At 63.5% G+C, this 14,567-nt stretch carries 13 protein-coding genes; 1 reads left to right on the forward strand and 12 read right to left on the reverse strand.

Annotated features, from left to right (window positions below):
- Nucleotides 1-86: 86 nt before the first annotated feature.
- From lipA to CJU94_RS27755, 5 genes are all read right to left on the reverse strand, one after another.
- Nucleotides 87-1,079 (reverse strand): lipoyl synthase, encoded by a 993-nt coding sequence (gene lipA / locus CJU94_RS27735; protein WP_095421813.1) that lies wholly within the window; start codon nucleotides 1,077-1,079, stop codon nucleotides 87-89.
- A gap of 1 nt (nucleotide 1,080) precedes the next feature.
- Nucleotides 1,081-2,193, reverse strand: a complete 1,113-nt coding sequence (locus CJU94_RS27740) for an acetoin dehydrogenase dihydrolipoyllysine-residue acetyltransferase subunit (RefSeq protein ID WP_095421814.1) — start codon at nucleotides 2,191-2,193, stop codon at nucleotides 1,081-1,083.
- Between the two features lie 3 nt (nucleotides 2,194-2,196).
- A complete protein-coding gene (locus CJU94_RS27745) occupies nucleotides 2,197-3,201 on the reverse strand; it encodes an alpha-ketoacid dehydrogenase subunit beta (RefSeq protein WP_095421815.1) in 1,005 nt (334 codons plus the stop codon).
- Between the two features lie 89 nt (nucleotides 3,202-3,290).
- Nucleotides 3,291-4,274, reverse strand: coding sequence for a thiamine pyrophosphate-dependent dehydrogenase E1 component subunit alpha (locus tag CJU94_RS27750; protein WP_095421816.1), 984 nt, complete (start codon nucleotides 4,272-4,274; stop codon nucleotides 3,291-3,293).
- Between the two features lie 40 nt (nucleotides 4,275-4,314).
- Nucleotides 4,315-5,379, reverse strand: coding sequence for an ATP-NAD kinase family protein (locus CJU94_RS27755; RefSeq protein ID WP_095422827.1), 1,065 nt, complete (start codon nucleotides 5,377-5,379; stop codon nucleotides 4,315-4,317).
- 439 nt (nucleotides 5,380-5,818) lie between these two features.
- Between CJU94_RS27755 and CJU94_RS27760 the strand changes: the two genes are divergently transcribed.
- Nucleotides 5,819-7,783 carry a sigma-54-dependent Fis family transcriptional regulator gene (locus CJU94_RS27760; RefSeq protein WP_095421817.1) on the forward strand — a complete coding sequence of 655 codons (1,965 nt, stop codon included), beginning with the start codon at nucleotides 5,819-5,821 and terminating at the stop codon, nucleotides 7,781-7,783.
- 41 nt (nucleotides 7,784-7,824) lie between these two features.
- On the opposite strand, the gene CJU94_RS27765 is transcribed toward CJU94_RS27760, so the two are convergent.
- From CJU94_RS27765 to urtA, 7 genes are all read right to left on the reverse strand, one after another.
- A complete protein-coding gene (locus CJU94_RS27765) occupies nucleotides 7,825-8,154 on the reverse strand; it encodes an FmdB family zinc ribbon protein (RefSeq protein ID WP_095421818.1) in 330 nt (109 codons plus the stop codon).
- A 111-nt stretch (nucleotides 8,155-8,265) separates the two neighbouring features.
- Complete coding sequence (fmdA, locus tag CJU94_RS27770) at nucleotides 8,266-9,498, reverse strand: formamidase (protein WP_095421819.1); 1,233 nt, start codon at nucleotides 9,496-9,498, stop codon at nucleotides 8,266-8,268.
- 36 nt (nucleotides 9,499-9,534) lie between these two features.
- Nucleotides 9,535-10,224, reverse strand: a complete 690-nt coding sequence (gene urtE, locus CJU94_RS27775; RefSeq protein WP_095421820.1) for an urea ABC transporter ATP-binding subunit UrtE — start codon at nucleotides 10,222-10,224, stop codon at nucleotides 9,535-9,537.
- 56 nt (nucleotides 10,225-10,280) lie between these two features.
- The gene (gene urtD, locus CJU94_RS27780; RefSeq protein ID WP_095421821.1) at nucleotides 10,281-11,024 is read right to left on the reverse strand and encodes an urea ABC transporter ATP-binding protein UrtD; all 744 of its coding nucleotides are present in this window, start codon (nucleotides 11,022-11,024) and stop codon (nucleotides 10,281-10,283) included.
- Nucleotides 11,021-12,184, reverse strand: coding sequence for an urea ABC transporter permease subunit UrtC (gene urtC, locus CJU94_RS27785; protein WP_095421822.1), 1,164 nt, complete (start codon nucleotides 12,182-12,184; stop codon nucleotides 11,021-11,023). Before urtC ends, urtD begins: the two co-directional genes overlap by 4 nt.
- Before the next feature lie 60 nt (nucleotides 12,185-12,244).
- Nucleotides 12,245-13,162, reverse strand: a complete 918-nt coding sequence (gene urtB, locus CJU94_RS27790) for an urea ABC transporter permease subunit UrtB (protein WP_091808902.1) — start codon at nucleotides 13,160-13,162, stop codon at nucleotides 12,245-12,247.
- A gap of 74 nt (nucleotides 13,163-13,236) precedes the next feature.
- Nucleotides 13,237-14,502, reverse strand: coding sequence for an urea ABC transporter substrate-binding protein (gene urtA, locus CJU94_RS27795; protein WP_095421823.1), 1,266 nt, complete (start codon nucleotides 14,500-14,502; stop codon nucleotides 13,237-13,239).
- Nucleotides 14,503-14,567: the final 65 nt, after the last annotated feature.

The following is a 14,567-nucleotide window of genomic DNA, read 5'->3' on the forward strand; positions in this document are numbered from 1 at the left end:
GACATACTCCTACGACGAACCGGCGCCGGCAATCTCGACATGACGACTCTCCGTGAAAACCCGAAGGTGTCAATGGCTTTCACGCGCTATCGCAACTCCTGAGCTGTGGCCGTCACTGTATCGGCCGCACGATCCGCGTGATACGACGAACGCACCAGCGGTCCCGCCACCACCTCGCGAAAGCCCATTTTCAAACCCTCGTCGCGCCACGACGCAAACTGTCCGGGCTCGACATAGCGACGCACCGGCATATGAAAACGCGACGGTGCAAGATATTGACCGATAGTCAGGATATCGACATGATGCGCGCGCAAATCGCGCATGGTGTCGAGTAACTCCTGGTCGGACTCGCCAAGTCCGACCATCAATCCCGACTTCGTCAACACGGCCACATTCTCCTCTTTGACGCGCGCCAGCAAGCCGAGCGAGCCGCGATAGTCCGCGCCGGCACGCGCGGCCCGATACAGCGACGGCACCGTTTCGATGTTGTGGTTGAACACATCCGGCCACGCGCGCGAGAGTTCGGACACGGCCCGCTCTACGCGTCCGCGAAAATCCGGCGTCAGCACTTCGACCCGAATACCCGGCACGCGCTCGCGCAGCAACGCGACACACCGCGCAAAATGCGCAGCGCCGCCGTCGCGCAAATCGTCACGATCCACCGACGTCACGACGACATAGCGAAGACCGAGCGCCGCCACCGCGTCGGCGAGCCTCGCCGGCTCGCCGTCGTCCAACGGCGCCGGCCGGCCGTGCGCGACGTCGCAGAACGCACAACGCCGCGTACAGATGCCGCCCATGATCATGAACGTGGCGGTGCGCTGTGCAAAACATTCGCCGATGTTCGGGCACATCGCCTCCTCGCAGACCGAATGCAGCCGATGCTCGCGCAGGATCGCCGCCACGCCGGCGACCGTCTCGCTCATCATCGGCCTTGCATGCAGCCATGGCGGTTTCGGCAAGGCCTCGCCGCCGGCGAGCGGCACGATCTTCACCGGAATTCGCGCGAGTTTGTCGCCACTGCGCTTGCCGTGCTGGCCAAGGGCGGTGACGCTATCGCCATGCAGGGCGGCGTCCATGTCAACGCCCCAGGAAGTCGTTGAGCAGACGGTTCACTTCCGAGGCCGCCTCCATCTGCACCATATGCCCTTTTCCTTCCAGCACATGAACGCGGATATCGCCATGGAGTCCCTGCGCGTGCGAAGCCGGAATGATCCGGTCTTCAGCACCCCAGATCACCAACGCCCGAGGCACCAGCTCCGCAAGCCGGTCGCGATAGCCCGTGCGTTGGACATCGCCATCGAACGCGGACGCGGCAATCTTGCGCAACGTGTCCTGCACGCCTTCGAGCCGCTTGTATTTGACAATGTCCTCCACGAGTTGCCGCGTCACGAGCGCGGGGTCGGCAAAGAGCTTGGCGAGCTGCGGCTTGAGGGCGTTGCGATTGCTGCCTTCCGTGAACCCGCTGATGTACTCGCCATTGATTTCTTCGCCGAGCCCCGCGCCGGCGATCAGCGAAAGCGACGCAACCCGCGCTGACGCCTTCGCGGCCACCGTCATGGCGACCAGCGCGCCCATCGAATGACCGATCAGATGCGCGTTGCCGATGCCGCGGTCGTCCATGAACGCGATCACGCTGTCCGCCAGTTCTTCAGCACTGCCGGTCTCGACCGCCTTGCCCGATTCGCCGTGGCCGGGCAAATCCAGCGCCCACACGGTGCGATGCGCGGCGAGATCGGCATGATTGAAGAGCCAGTTGTTGAGGTCGCCGCCAAAGCCGTGAATCAGCAGCGCGGGCGTGCCGCCGTCGCCCAGTTTCAGGTAGCGCACGGTCCGCCCGCCGATCTGCGCTTTTTCCGGCTGCGGACCCGTTTCGCCGGCCTCGGCGCTGGCCGGGACAAAATCGCGCTGAAACGCTTCGACCGCTGCATCGATCTCCGCATCCGCGGTTTCCGGGTCGGCCACCACCGCGAGCAAGGCGCCGATCGGCAACGTGTCGCCCTCCTGCGCGATCCGCCGGCGCAAGATGCCGTCGAATGCGCACTCGACGCCGGACGAGATCTTGTCCGTCTCCACGTCGAGTATTTCCTCGCCTTTCGCGACCTTGTCGCCGATCGCCTTGAGCCAGCCGTTGACCTGCCCCTGCTCCATGGAAAGGCCCCACTTGGGCATCGTAATCATATGAATCGGCATCGCTTAACCTCTCACTTTCAACACGGCGTCGGCAATCTGCTTGGGCGACGGGATGTACATGTCTTCGAGCACGCCGGCAAACGGCGTGGGCGTATGCGGCGCGGTCACCATTTCGATTGGCGCCTTCAGCGAGTGAAACGCGCGTTGCGCGATCAGCGCGGAGATGTCCGTGGCGATCGAGCAGCGTGGATTCGCCTCGTCCACCACCACGACACGACCCGTGCGATTCGCGCTTTCGAGGATGGTGTCTTCGTCGAGCGGCGAGGTGGTGCGCAAATCGATCACCTCGACTTCGAGGCCGTCTTTCGCGAGTTTTTCCGCGGCTTCCGTGGCGTAATGCACCATGCGGCCGTATGTGACGATCGTGACGTCGTCGCCGTCACGCACGACGTTCGCTTCGCCGAACGGAATCGCATACGACTCTTCGGGCACGTCGCCTTCGCGGCTATAGAGCAGCTTGTGCTCGCAGAAGATCACCGGGTCGTTGTCGCGGATCGCCTGGATCAACAGGCCTTTCGCGTCGTACGGTGTGGAGGGGCACACCACCTTGAGGCCCGGTATGTGCGTAAACAGCGAGGTCAGCATCTGCGAGTGCTGTGCGGCCGCGCGCAAACCGGCACCCTGCATGGCGCGAATCACCACCGGTGTCACCGCCTTGCCGCCGAACATGTAGCGGAACTTGGCGGCCTGATTGAAAATCTGGTCGAAGCACACCCCCATGAAGTCGATGAACATCAATTCCGCCACCGGCCGCATGCCGCACGCGGCCGCGCCCACCGCCGCGCCGATATAACCGCCTTCGGAGAGCGGCGTATCGAGCACGCGGCCCGGATACTTGTGAAACAGGCCCTTCGTGACGCCGAGTACGCCGCCCCACGCGTCCTGTTCGCCGGGGGAGCCCGCGCCGCCCGCGTTGTCCTCGCCCATCACGATGACGGTTTCATCGCGGGCCATTTCCTGACTCAGCGCTTCGTTGATTGCCTGAGAAAATGTGATCTTGCGTGCCATGTCTGTCTCCTGTGGACCGGTGTTAGCGGCTTGGCGCCGACTTCGGTCACATCCAAGTTTGCGAATCGTTCAGGTCTGCAGCGGACGCGTTACGGATAGGACACGTAGACGTCGCTCAGCAGGTCTTCGGCGGTCGGCAGCGGCGCGGCCTTGGCTTCGGTCACGGCGCTGTCGATCAACGTCTTCACTTGTTCATCGACACTGCGCAGCTGATCCGCGCCGAGCATTTCCGCTCGCACCACACGCTCCTCGAAGCGCTTCAGGCAGTCTTTCTCGTCACGCAGTTTCTGCACTTCGCCAGGCGCGCGATAAGTTTGCGCATCGCCTTCGAAGTGGCCGAAATAGCGCGAGAACTTCACTTCGACGAGCGTCGGTCCGCCGCCGTGACGCGCCCGCTCGATCGCCTCGCCGAGCGCCTCATGCACTGCGAAGAAATCGAACCCGTCCACGATCACGCCCGGCATGCCGAAGCCGCTCGCGCGATCCGCGATGTTGTCCGTCGCCACGGACCACGTCGAAGAAGTCGCTTCGGCGTAACCGTTGTTTTCCGCGACGAAAATCGCGGGCAGCCGCCATACCGAGGCCAGGTTCATCGATTCGAAAATCACGCCCTGATTCGATGCACCGTCGCCGAAGAAACACACGCCCACGCCGCCCGACTTCTTGTACTTCGCCGCCAACGCCGCCCCGCAAATGAGCGGGCCGCCCGCGCCGACAATGCCGTTCGCGCCGAGCATGCCCTTCGACAAATCGGCGATATGCATCGAGCCGCCTTTGCCGTGGCATACGCCGGTCTTGCGACCGTAGATTTCGGCCATCATGCCGCGCACATCGACGCCCTTGGCAATGCAGTGACCGTGGCCGCGGTGCGTGGTCGCCACATAGTCCGCATCGTTCAGATGCAGCATCGCGCCGACCGCCGACGCCTCCTCGCCCGCATACAGGTGCACGAAGCCGGGTATTTCACCGGTCGCGAACTCGACGTGCAGGCGCTCCTCGAACTCGCGGATCGTGCGCATCATGCGATACGCCTTCAGCAGTTCGTCCTTGCTCAACTCTGTTGAAACCGACATGGTGTGTCTCCTTGGAATGAATGCACTGCTTGCCTACCACCTACGTTTGACGCGCAACCACATTTGCCACTTCGCGAACCAGTTGCCGCGACGCCGAGTAACGCAGCGTGCGCTCGACATCGACGGTGAGCGGCCCGTCCCAGTCCAGCGAAATTTCGTATTGATCGCCGCGCTCCAGTTCGATTTCGCGCTCGCCGTCGAAAGCGAGCGTGCCGCGTTCGGCATCGAGCGGCGTCCAGCCGCCCACTTCGAAACGCTCGCAGGTGCGCATGAAAACCCGCTCGACGCGGCCCGGCGCTACCGGCGCGACCAGCGGCACGCCGGATTCTCCGGGCCGCGCAAAACGCAGATGCAAGCCGTGCGAGGCCGTACGCTCGACAGGCGCCCACGCGCCGCCGATCGACGACAGGCCGATCCCGTCCGGCGACGCGAAGGTGAGAAACAGCGTGTCGATATCGGCCGGATCGGAGACGGCGCGAGCGCCGACGAAGCGTTGCCGGCTCACGCACACGTCCACTAGCGCGATCTCTTCGCGGCCGCGGTTGGGGCCGGCGACGCAGCGCACCACAAGACGCTTGTTGCGCGTGAGCGCGACGTCTGGCGGCACCGCGCCAGTCGCGGTCAGTGCACCCGCAAGACCGACGACAGTCGCTTCGCGCAGATCGGGAAACGCGTTATTCGTGCCGGTCGACAAGGTCAGCAACGGCACCCGGCCGCAATGCGCGGCAACCGCGCGATGCGTGCCGTCGCCACCCAGTACCGCGATCAGTTCGACGCCCGCCCGCCGCATCGCGGCGACACCCGCATGTGTGTCGGCGGCGCTATCGGTAATCGGTTGGTCGATGAACTCGACCGCGGGCCAGCGTTGTTGCGAGGCGACCGCGGCGTGGGTATCGAGCGCACGCAGCAGCAGCGCGGCGACGCCGGTGCGGTCGCGCATGGTCAGCACGCGATCCACGCCGAGCACCCCCAGCCCCGCCAGCAACCGGACGACCATGTTGGCTTTCTCGGCCGTCGGGAACACGGATGCGTACGTGGTGAGGCGGCGAATGTCGCGACCGGATGCGGGGTTCGCGATCACGCCGACCGTAATGGGCGATGGCACAGGCTTGTCTCCTGCCCGCGTCATGCGCGGACTCATATCAGGAGCGCCGTATTCGAACCACGGCGCTTTTTTCATGAGTCGAACACTGCAAGGGGTATGCCAATTTCGCCGAGCAGCCTCGAAACCTTGCGAAAGTGTCTTGTTTAAAGGGACTTACGCACGGAACGGGTTACGCTGTCTGGCGCGCGCGCCGTGCGCCGCAACGCGCGGTGCGTCTCACGCGCTCGCTCCGCGACCCCAGGCGCCCGGCATCGGACTCTGTGTAAGACGCGCGAACCCTTGTACCGCCTGTATCGAAGCAACGTGAGACGGCGTCTCAGCCGGGGTTGAGACGAACGTCTCACGCGTCTCGCGTGCTGCATTGCAGTGTGATTGATCGAACGGGATGTGCTACAAGAACAGCCTGACCTGACTGCGTGTCGCTCGACTGGAGCCGACCATGCCTTACGTTTCGCAAAACCAGCACATTGAACGCGTGCGCGGCGCCATAGAAGGACGGCTTCCCGCGCCCGCCGACTCCACGCGCCTCGTATCGTCATGGCAGCGCTCGTTCGAACAATACCGGCTCGATCCCGGCGCGGTGATCGGCCCACGCGTGCTTACGTCTGCTGAATTGCGCGAAGTGCAGGGAAAAGAAGAAGCGTTCCTGCGTGCCTCGGGCCAATGCCTGAGCCGCCTGCACGACATGATTCGCGTAGCCGACTACTGCGTGATGCTCACGGATGCGCACGGCGTCACGATCGATTACCGAATCGAGCGCGACCGCCGCAGCGATTTCAAGCACGCGGGACTGTATATCGGCTCTTGCTGGTCCGAGCGTGAAGAAGGCACATGTGGCGTGGCGAACGTACTGACCGATCTCGCGCCGATTACCGTGCACAAGACCGATCACTTCCGTGCCGCCTTCACGACCTTGACCTGCAGCGCCGCGCCGATTTTCGCCCCGACCGGCGAAATGATCGGCGTGCTCGACGCCTCCGCCGTCCGCTCGCCGGACAACCGCGACAGTCAGCGGCTCGTGTTTCAACTGGTGCGCCAGAGCGCCGGTTTGATCGAGGATGGCTATTTCCTCAATCAAACCGCGCAACACTGGATCCTGTTCGGCCATTCGAGCCGTAATTTCGTCGAGGCCCAACCCGAGGTGCTGATTGCGTTCGACGAATGCGGCAATCTGGTCGCCGCCAATCGCAAAGCGCGCGAATGCATTCCGGCGTTGAACGGCCCGCGCCATATCGACGAGATATTCGACACCGCCGAGGTGCGTCTGCACGATGTCGCGCGGACCGACGCGATTGTCTGCCTGCGTCTGCGCGCGACGGGCGCTGTTTTGTATGCGCGCATTCGCGCGCCGCTCAAACGCCCATCGCGCACGGCAAATGGCGCGGCCGCCGGTGCCACGCGGCAATCGCACGGCGAGACGCAAGACGATCTGCAAGTCGGCGCCTTGGGCCGCTTTCTGAGAAGCGCCGACACGCGCATTGCTCACAACGCGTCGGTGGCATTGCGCATCATCGGCAAACGGTTGCCGATTCTGATTCTCGGCGAGACCGGCGTCGGCAAGGAAGTCTTCGCGCACGCGGTGCACGACTCGGGCGCGCGGCGCACGCGGCCATTTATCGCGGTGAATTGCGGCGCGATTCCTGAATCGCTGATCGAGAGCGAACTGTTCGGCTACGCGCCCGGCGCCTTTACCGGCGCACGCAGCCGCGGCGCTCGCGGCAAGATCGCGCAGGCGCATACCGGCACGCTGTTTCTCGACGAAATCGGCGATATGCCGCTCAATCTGCAAACACGGCTGCTACGCGTGCTGGCGGAAGGCGAAGTCATGCCGCTCGGTGGCGATGCGCCCGTGCGCGTCGATATCGACGTGATCTGCGCCACCCACCGCGATCTCGCGCAGATGGTGGCGGAAGGATCGTTCCGCGAAGATCTCTATTACCGGCTAAGCGGCGCCAGTTTGCCGATGCCGCCGTTGCGCGAACGCGCGGATATCGGCGACGTGATCGCGGCCGTGTTCGAAGAAGAAGCGCAAATGGCCGGCCACGTCCTCACGCTCGACCCGCGCCTCGCCGAGCGCCTCGCAACCTTCGCATGGCCGGGCAACATTCGCCAGTTGCGCAACGTCCTGCGTTACGCGTGTGCGATGTGCGATACCGCGCGTGTGGAATTGCGCCACTTGGCGCCGGACGTCGTCGCAATGCTGGAGCCCGAGGGCGCGGGCAATCGCGCATTGACGTCGGCCCTCGCGCAGCAGGACCCGCGCGACGAGCGCACGCGCATTATCGACGCGCTGACGCGGCATCAATGGCGGCCCAATGCCGCCGCGCAATCACTGGGAATGTCGCGTGCGACCTTATACCGGCGCATCGCCAAGCTGGGCATCGTCGGGCCGCATCGCTGCTAATGGCGTTCCAGCGGTCGACGACGATCCGCCGGCCCTGGCGGTCAGTGGCTGATCATCCAAGGCCTGCCTGCGGGATTGGTCTTCAAGCCGCCTGCGGTCGTCGCCCCCTTAGTCCTGCTCGACCCGCATCCACAACCGGGCCCGTGCCGGTGGGTGTACTCGCCTGAGCGTTGCGGCGCATGCGCCGAACGTTCGTTGATCTGATGCCCGGTGCGTGCGCTTGCCGCCATCAACGACAACGAAGGCAGACTCAAGGTACGTTGCGCCGGTGCGTCGCAGGTGGGGCATGCGCAAGGCACGTCGCGCTCGGCGACGCGGCGGATCGCGGCGAATGGGCCGCAGTTTTCGCAACGGTAATCGTATGTCGGCATGGTGCGCTCCTTGAATGCCTTAAGTCTTTCTCCGATGACCGCCGCTACTGCGACATCCAGCACGGCGGTCTTCCGGGCACGGCCCTCTCAGGTGTTTCGACAAAACCTACGTCAGACCAGATCCGGTGACAAAGGCAGATCCACGCCGCCGGTAATATGCTTGACGGGTCCCGCGGAAGTCGGCCTGATATCGAAGTCGAAAATCTGCGTTGGCAACCAGAGCGTCGCGCACGCGTTCGGCACGTCAACGACGCCGCTGATATGCCCCTGCACCGGTGCCGTGCCCAGAATCGAGTAAGCCTGCGCGCCCGAGTAGCCGAACTTCTTCAGATACTCGATCGCATTCAGACACGCCTGGCGGTAGGCGATATGCACGTCCAGATAGTGCTGCTTGCCCTGTTCATCGACGGAGATGCCTTCGAAGATCAGGTAGTCGTTGTAGTGAGGCGTGATCGGGCTCGGCTTGAAGATCGGGTTCTTGATGCCGTATTTCTCCATGCCGCCCTTGATCAACTCGACCTTCATATGCACCCAGCCGGCCATTTCAATGGCGCCGCAGAAGGTGATTTCGCCGTCGCCCTGACTGAAGTGCAAGTCGCCCACGGACAGACCCGCGCCGTCCACGTACACCGGGAAATACACCTTCGAGCCGCGCGACAGGTCCTTGATGTCGCAGTTGCCGCCATGCTCGCGCGGCGGCACCGTGCGCGCCCCTTCGGCGGCGGCTTTGGCGCGCTCGTCGCCGGCGAGACGCCCCATGTGCGCAGTGGCGGCGAACGGCGGATTGGCGAGGCCGGGCACGCGCTGCGGGTCCGTGGCGATCAGCGCGGCTTCGCGCTCGTTCCAGGTGGCCAGCATCTTCGGATCAGGCAGGCAGCCGATCAGCCCCGGGTGGATCAGTCCCGCGAAGTTCACGCCGGGAATATGGCGCGAACTGGTGTAGAGACCATGAAAATCCCAGATCGACTTTTGCGCCTGCGGGAAATGATCGGTCAGGAAACCACCGCCGTTCTTCTTCGAGAAGAAGCCGTTGAAGCCCCATTGGCTCTCCTGCTTCGCGCCGATGTCGAGCAGGTCCACCACCAGCAGATCGCCCGGCTCCGCGCCCTTCACGCCCACCGGTCCGGACAGGAAGTGCACGATGGAGAGATCGATATCGCGCACGTCGTCGGCACTGTCGTTGTTCTTGACGAAGCCACCGGTCCAGTCGTAAGTCTCCAGAATGAAATCGTCGCCCGGATTGACCCAGCAGGCCATCGGAATATCCGGGTGCCAGCGGTTGTGGACGTTCTCGTTGTCGTAGGCCGACTGGTTCAGATCGACCTTGATTAGCGTTTCAGCCATTGCAAACTCTCCTCTTGGAAATTGCAGACAGTCGGCTCACACCGACAGGTACTCGCGGATCTTCGCGGTGTCGGCGTCGCTGCGCGTGCTCTCATGCACGAGGCGCCCGCCTTCGATGACGAAGAGCCGGTCGGCCACATCGAGCGCGAAACTCAGGACCTGCTCGGACACGACGATCGTGATGTCGCGCAGCTTGCGGATCTCGTTCAACGCGCGCGCGATGTCCTTGATGATGGACGGCTGAATGCCCTCGGTGGGCTCGTCGAGCAGCAGCACCTTGGGCTCCGTGACCAGCGCGCGGGCAATCGCCAGTTGTTGCTGCTGGCCCCCGGACAGGTTGCCGCCCTTGCGCGAGCGCATCTCGTAGAGCACCGGAAAGAGCGCGTAGATTTCGTCGGGCACGCGCTTCGTGGGCGAGTTCTCCAGACCGGTCTGGATGTTCTCCTCCACGCTCAACGTGGCGAAGATTTGCCGCCCCTGTGGCACATACGCGATACCTTTGGCGACGCGCCGAAAGCTTTCATCGCGCGATACGTCTTCGCCATCCACCTGCACCGAGCCCGCCTTGAGCGGCAGGATGCCGATCAGCGACTTGAACAGCGTGGTCTTGCCCATGCCGTTGCGTCCCATGATCGCCACGGTTTCGTTGCGCGCGGCGTTGAAGCTGATGCCGTGCAAGGCCTCGCTTTGGCCGTAACTGACGAATACGTCGTCGACATTCAACATGCTGGGCTCCTCTTTGCTCGTTTCACCGTGCCCTCCCGTTCCGTTTCGCCAACCGCTCAGTGGCCCAGATAAACGTCGATCACGCGCGGGTCGTTTTGCACCTGCTCCATCGCGCCTTCGGCGAGAATCTTTCCCTGGTGCATCACCGTGACCTTGTGGGCAATCTGCTCGACAAATGCCATGTCATGTTCGATCACGATCATCGAGCGGTTCTGGCAGATGCGTTTGAGCAGCTCGGCCGTGATCTCGCGCTCGCGCACGCTCATGCCGGCAATCGGCTCGTCGAGCATCAGCAGTTCCGGCTCCTGCATCAGCAACATGCCGATTTCGAGCCACTGTTTCTGACCGTGCGACAGCAAGCCTGCTTCGAGGTCGAACTGACCAGCGAGGCCAATCTCTCCGGCCACGCTTCTCACGCGGTCCATCACGTCGTCGGTGCGGCGAAACGCCAGCGCGCCGAACACGCCGCGTCCGCGCGGAAACGACACTTCGAGGTTCTGAAACACGGAGAGGTTTTCGTAAATCGACGGCGTCTGGAACTTGCGGCCGATCCCTTTTCGTACCCGGCGAAACTCGGGCAATTGCGTCATCTCTTCGTTGCGGAACTTGATGCTGCCCTGGGTCGCCCGCGTCTTGCCGCAGATAAGGTCGAGGAGCGTCGTCTTACCCGCGCCGTTCGGTCCGATCACCACGCGCAGTTCGCCGCGATCCACATACAGGTTCAGCGAATCGATCGCCTTGAAGCCGTCGAAGGACACGCTCAGTTCTTCCACCGCCAGCACGAAATCAGTATTGCTCATGAGGCGCTCCTTGCGCCGCGGCGCGCGAGCCACGGCTTCACATGACTGTCGTAGAGACCGGCGAGCCCGTTCGGAAACGCCATCACCACGCCGATAAAGAGCGCAGCCATCAGGAACAGCCACAGATTCGGAAAGCTCTCCGAAAACCACGTCTTGCCGAGATTGACGAGCACCGCGCCGTAGACCGCGCCGACCAGCGACATGCGCCCGCCGACCGCGGCATAGATCACCATTTCGATGGACGGCACGATCCCCACGAACGACGGTGACATGAAGCCCACCTGCAACGTGAACATCGCACCACCGATCGCGGCGAGCACCGCGGCGACACAGAACGCGAACACCTTGAACATGGCCACGTCATAACCGGAAAAACGCACGCGGTCTTCCTTGTCGCGCATGGCCAGCAGCAGCGTGCCGAGCTTGCTGCGCTGGATTTGCCGGCAACACAGAATCGCCACCAGCAGCAGCACCGCGTTGACGAAGTACAGGATCAGCTTCGCACCGTCGCCGCGAATGTCCCAGCCAAGCAGGGTGCGCAAATCCGTGATGCCGTTCACGCCGCCCGTGTAGCCCTGCTGGCCGATAATCAGCACCGACAGAATCAGCGCCACCGCCTGCGTGATGATGGCGAAGTACACGCCGCCCACGCGCCGCTTGAACATGGCGAAGCCCACCACGAACGCCAGCGCGCACGGCACGACCACCACCGCCGCAAGGGCGAACGGCAGCGAATGAAACGGCTTCCACCAGAACGGCAAGGCGGTGAGCTGGTTCCAGTCCATGAAGTCGGGAATGCCGGGCGTCGACTGGATCTTCGTGCTGACCGGGTCGGAGGCCTCGAGCTTCAGGAACATGGCCATGCAATAGCCGCCGAGTCCGAAAAACACGCCTTGCCCGAGACTCAGCACACCGCCGTAGCCCCACGCCATCACGAGGCCGACGGCGACGAACGCGTAGGTCAGATACTTGCCCATCAGGTTCAGACGGAACACGTCGAGCGCGAGCGGAAACACCACCAGAATCAGCGCCGCCAGCACAGCGAGGCTGCCGTAGCCATCGGTGGTCAGCCAGCGCCACGGCGCGGGCCGCAAGCCGGCACGAGCGGCGGCACGATCCGGCGATGCGGGCACACCGGCGGAAGGGTTCAGCGGGTCCATATGCGTTTCTCCGGACTGAAGCGATTGACGGAACGGTTCAGATGCGCACTCGATGAAAGATCACGCACGGCGCACCTTCGACGCGAAGAGTCCCTGCGGCCGCAGCATCAGCACGATCACAATGGTCAACAACGTCACCACGCGCGCCGACGAGCCCGTCATGAAGAACTCGCTGATCGACTGCATCTGCGCAATGCCGAAAGCGGATGCCACCGTGCCGAGCAGGCTCGCGGCGCCGCCGAACGTCACCACGAGGAACGAATCGACGATATACAGCGAGCCGCTGGTCGGCCCGGTGGAGCCGATCGCAGTGAACGCGGCGCCCGCGACGCCCGCCATGCCGCAGCCGATCGCGAAGGTCAGCCGGTCGGTCTTGCGCGTATCAATGCCCGCGGCATTCGCCATCTGACGGTTCGCCACGGTGGCTCGCACACGCAAGCCCCAGCGCGAGCGGTACAGCGCCAGCAGCACGCCGCCCGTCATCAGCACGGCAAGGCTCATCACGAAGAGGCCGTTGATCGGAATGTCGAGCCCCGGCTTCGGCGACCACGAGCCCATGAGCCAGTCCGGCAAGGTCGGACTCACTTCTTTCGGGCCGAACACCGAGCGGAATACCTGCTGCATGCCGAGGCTCAGCCCCCACGTGGCCAGCAAGGTGTCGAGCGGTCGCCGGTAGAGATGGCGGATCAGCGCCCACTCGGCGACCCACCCGGCCGCGAACGCGAGTGCGAAGGCGGCACAAATGGCGAGCGGGAAATACACGGGCGCGAAGCCGTGCCAATAGTTGTCGGCCAGCTGCGAAAACATGTAGATCGTATAAGCGCCGATCGTCATGAATTCGCCGTGCGCCATATTGATGACGCCCATCTGGCCGAAGATCACCGCCAGCCCCAGCCCCATCAGCAGCAGCACGCTGAAAAGGCTCAAGCCCGCGAAACCCTGCATCAGCGTGATGTTAAGAATGTCCGAAGCCGACATATGGCTCTCCTCGAATTGATCGGCGCGCGCCCGCACTGCGGCGAGCGCGCTTCACGCGTGGCTTGCTGGGGCGATTACTGATAACCCTTCGGGAACGGGTTAGGCTCGATCAGATCCGGCGATTCCGCGACCACCTTGAACTGGCCGTCCGCCTGCGCCTGTCCGATCCGCGTGCGGCTCCACAAGTGATGGTTGGCGTGGATCTTCACGTAGCCTTCCGGCGCGCTCTTCAGTTCGATGCCAGGCGAGGCCGCCACCACCTTGTCGACGTCGAAGCTGCCGGCCTTTTCCACCGCCGCTTTCCAGAGCCACGGTCCGAGATAGGCCGCCTGGGTGACGTCGCCGATCACGGATTTCGGCCCGTATTTCGCCTTGAATGCCGCGACGAATTTCTTGTTGTTGTCGTTCTCGAGCGACTCGAAATACTTCATGGCCGAATAGAAGCCCGCGAAGTTTTCGCCGCCAATGCCGAGCACTTCGTCTTCCGTCACCGAGATGGTCAACAGGAACTGCTTGTCCGCGGTGATGCCGGCCGCTTTGAGCTGCTTGTAGAACGCCACGTTCGAACCGCCGACGATAATCGCGTAGATGCAATCCGGCTTGGCGATCTTGATCTTGTTGATCAGCGAATTGAAGTTGGTGGTGCCGAGCGGGTAGTACTCCTCGCCCACCACCTTGCAGCCGCTCAGATGCTGCTCGATGTGCTTGCGCGCAATCTTGTTCGAGGTGCGCGGCCAGATGTAGTCCGAGCCGATCAGGAAGAAGCTCTTCGCCTTCTTCGTCTGGTTCGCCCAGTTCAGCCCCCAGAGAATCTGCTGGGTCGCTTCCTGGCCGGTGTAGAACACGTTGTGCGACTGCTCCAGGCCTTCGTAGAAGGTCGGGTAGTACAACAGGCCGTTGTCGCGTTCGAAAATCGGCAACACCGCCTTTCGCGAGGCCGACGTCCAGCAGCCGAACACGGCGGCGACGTGATCGTTTTCCAGCAGCTTCTTCGACTTTTCAGCGAACGTCGGCCAGTCGGATGCGCCGTCTTCCTGAATCACCTTGATCTTGCGGCCGAGAATGCCGCCCGCCGCGTTGATCTGTTCGATCGCAAGCCGCTCGGCCTGAATCGAGCCGGTTTCGGAGATGGCCATCGTGCCGGTCGCCGAGTGCAACTGACCCACCGTCACTTCCGTGTCGGTGACGGCAAGGTGAGTGGTGTTGACTTTCGCGGTCGGAAACTGCTGGGCCCGCGCGATGCCGGACACGGCCAGCGCGGGCGCGGCAGCGAGTCCCATCAACAGTTTGCGGCGCAGGGCCGAGGGCATGCCGGACTCGTTCTGATCATCGTGTGACATCGAATTCTCCTTGTAGTCGTGGTCGGGCGACCCGCGCCGTGAACGGGATGGCGGTGTCGACGCCA

The sequence above is a fragment of the Paraburkholderia aromaticivorans genome (assembly GCF_002278075.1).
GTDB classification, from domain to species: domain Bacteria; phylum Pseudomonadota; class Gammaproteobacteria; order Burkholderiales; family Burkholderiaceae; genus Paraburkholderia; species Paraburkholderia aromaticivorans.

Excerpts from the sequence above, each read along its gene's own strand:
- lipA (WP_095421813.1), bottom strand. The coding sequence starts at position 1,079 with ATGGACGCCGCCCTGCATGGCGATAGCGTCACCGCCCTTGGCCAGCAC.
- CJU94_RS27740 (WP_095421814.1), bottom strand. The coding sequence starts at position 2,193 with ATGCCGATTCATATGATTACGATGCCCAAGTGGGGCCTTTCCATGGAG.
- CJU94_RS27745 (WP_095421815.1), bottom strand. The coding sequence starts at position 3,201 with ATGGCACGCAAGATCACATTTTCTCAGGCAATCAACGAAGCGCTGAGT.
- CJU94_RS27750 (WP_095421816.1), bottom strand. The coding sequence starts at position 4,274 with ATGTCGGTTTCAACAGAGTTGAGCAAGGACGAACTGCTGAAGGCGTAT.
- CJU94_RS27760 (WP_095421817.1), top strand. The coding sequence starts at position 5,819 with ATGCCTTACGTTTCGCAAAACCAGCACATTGAACGCGTGCGCGGCGCC.
- CJU94_RS27765 (WP_095421818.1), bottom strand. The coding sequence starts at position 8,154 with ATGCCGACATACGATTACCGTTGCGAAAACTGCGGCCCATTCGCCGCG.
- fmdA (WP_095421819.1), bottom strand. The coding sequence starts at position 9,498 with ATGGCTGAAACGCTAATCAAGGTCGATCTGAACCAGTCGGCCTACGAC.
- urtE (WP_095421820.1), bottom strand. The coding sequence starts at position 10,224 with ATGTTGAATGTCGACGACGTATTCGTCAGTTACGGCCAAAGCGAGGCC.
- urtD (WP_095421821.1), bottom strand. The coding sequence starts at position 11,024 with ATGAGCAATACTGATTTCGTGCTGGCGGTGGAAGAACTGAGCGTGTCC.
- urtC (WP_095421822.1), bottom strand. The coding sequence starts at position 12,184 with ATGGACCCGCTGAACCCTTCCGCCGGTGTGCCCGCATCGCCGGATCGT.
- urtB (WP_091808902.1), bottom strand. The coding sequence starts at position 13,162 with ATGTCGGCTTCGGACATTCTTAACATCACGCTGATGCAGGGTTTCGCG.
- urtA (WP_095421823.1), bottom strand. The coding sequence starts at position 14,502 with ATGTCACACGATGATCAGAACGAGTCCGGCATGCCCTCGGCCCTGCGC.